The sequence below is a fragment of the Escherichia sp. WS1450 genome (genome assembly GCF_046487395.1).
GTDB classification, from domain to species: Bacteria; Pseudomonadota; Gammaproteobacteria; order Enterobacterales; family Enterobacteriaceae; genus Escherichia; species Escherichia coli.
In genome coordinates, this window is sequence record NZ_JBJQJO010000104.1 from 1 (window position 1) to 1,747 (window position 1,747).

Consider the following 1,747-nt stretch of genomic DNA (forward strand, 5'->3'; position numbering starts at 1 on the left):
GATGAACACGAAAACCAAAGGTAAGGTCTCACTCAACCTGGAAATCGAACCATTTGATGAGAACCGTGTGAAAATCAAACACAAACTCTCATATGTTCGCCCGACTAACCGCGGGAAAATTTCCGAAGAAGACACCACCGAAACGCCGATGTATGTCAATCGCGGTGGTCGCCTGACTATTCTGCAGGAAGACCAGGGACAGTTACTGACTCTTGCCGGTGAACCTGACGGAAAACTCCGCGCAGCAGGTCGTTAATATCGTTTTTAATTAACTGATTATTTATCTCATCACTGAATATCTTTATATAGTGAGGACTTATTATGTCTCAGAACTTAGACGCAACCGCAATTAATCAAATCCATGCCCTTATTTCTGCTCAGAGTGTTAATGAAATTATCAGTAAGATTGGTGCCGATGCTGTGGCATTGCCTGAGAATTTCCGCATTCATGATCTGGAAAAATTTAATTTAAATCGCTTCCGTTTCCGTGGTGCGCTTTCCACTGCCAGCATCGATGACTTTACCCGTTATTCTAAAGATCTTGCAGATGAAGGCACCCGCTGCTTTATCGATGCTGATAATATGCGTGCCGTCAGTGTGCTTAACCTGGGTACTATTGATGAACCAGGTCACGCAGATAACACCGCCACACTCAAACTGAAAAAGACAGCACCGTTCTCTGCTCTGTTGTCTGTTAACGGCGAGCGTAACTCCCAGAAGTCACTGGCAGAATGGATTGAAGACTGGGCCGACTATCTTGTGGGCTTTGATGCTAATGGTGACGCTATTCAGGCAACAAAAGCGGCTGCGGCTGTCCGTAAAATCACGATTGAAGCAAACCATACCGCTGATTTTGAAGATAATGACTTCAGCGGCAAACGCTCCCTGATGGAGTCTGACGAAGCGAAGACCAAAGACATTATGCCAGTGGCATTTGAATTTAAATGCGTTCCGTTTGAAGGTCTGAAAGAACGTCCGTTTAAATTACGCCTCAGTATTATCACTGGCGATCGTCCTGTACTGGTTCTGCGCATTATTCAGCTGGAGGCGGTGCAGGAAGAAATGGCTAACGAATTTCGTGATCTGCTTGTTGAGAAATTCAAGGACAGCAAAGTAGAAACCTTTATTGGTACTTTCACCGCCTGATTTCATTACTGCAAATGCCCCTGCGGGGGCATTTATGGAAACGTAATTGACTCAATAATCGCCGGATGGTGAGGGCTTCCTTTTACCAGAATTCAGCGCGGTGCAGCGCATATACGTGGAGAACAAAATGTCATTTATTAAAACTTTTTCCGGGAAGCATTTTTATTATGACAGGATAAATAAAGACGACATCGTTATTAACGATATCGCGGTTTCTCTTTCAAATATCTGTCGCTTTGCAGGACATCTTTCACATTTCTACAGCGTTGCCCAACATGCGGTGCTTTGCAGCCAGCTGGTACCGCAGGAATTTGCTTTTGAAGCGTTAATGCATGATGCAACAGAAGCGTATTGCCAGGACATCCCGGCGCCACTGAAACGCCTTCTTCCTGACTATAAACGGATGGAAGAAAAAATAGATGCAGTAATCCGTGAGAAATACGAGTTGCCCCCGGTTATGAGCACGCCTGTGAAATATGCCGATCTAATCATGCTGGCAACCGAACGCCGTGATCTCGGGCTTGATGATGGCTCTTTATGGCCTGTACTGGAAGGTATCCCGGCAACAGAGATGTTCAAAGTTATTCCACTGGCACCGGGC

3 protein-coding genes are annotated in these 1,747 nt (G+C 45.5%); all 3 read left to right on the forward strand.

Translation table 11 applies throughout. From position 1 onward, the window contains the following. A partial coding sequence (yfdP, locus tag ACJHYR_RS27635) for a hypothetical protein (protein WP_001093480.1) occupies positions 1 to 256 on the forward strand: 256 nt, incomplete at its 5' end. A gap of 65 nt (positions 257 to 321) precedes the next feature. Continuing rightward, on the forward strand, positions 322 to 1,146 hold the full coding sequence (locus tag ACJHYR_RS27640) for a DUF2303 family protein (protein WP_326394746.1): 825 nt from the start codon (positions 322 to 324) through the stop codon (positions 1,144 to 1,146). Positions 1,147 to 1,273: 127 nt separating this feature from the next. Further along, a partial coding sequence (gene yfdR, locus ACJHYR_RS27645; RefSeq protein ID WP_265758377.1) for a 5'-deoxynucleotidase occupies positions 1,274 to 1,747 on the forward strand: 474 nt, incomplete at its 3' end.

Excerpts from the sequence above, each read along its gene's own strand:
- ACJHYR_RS27640 (WP_326394746.1), top strand. The coding sequence starts at position 322 with ATGTCTCAGAACTTAGACGCAACCGCAATTAATCAAATCCATGCCCTT.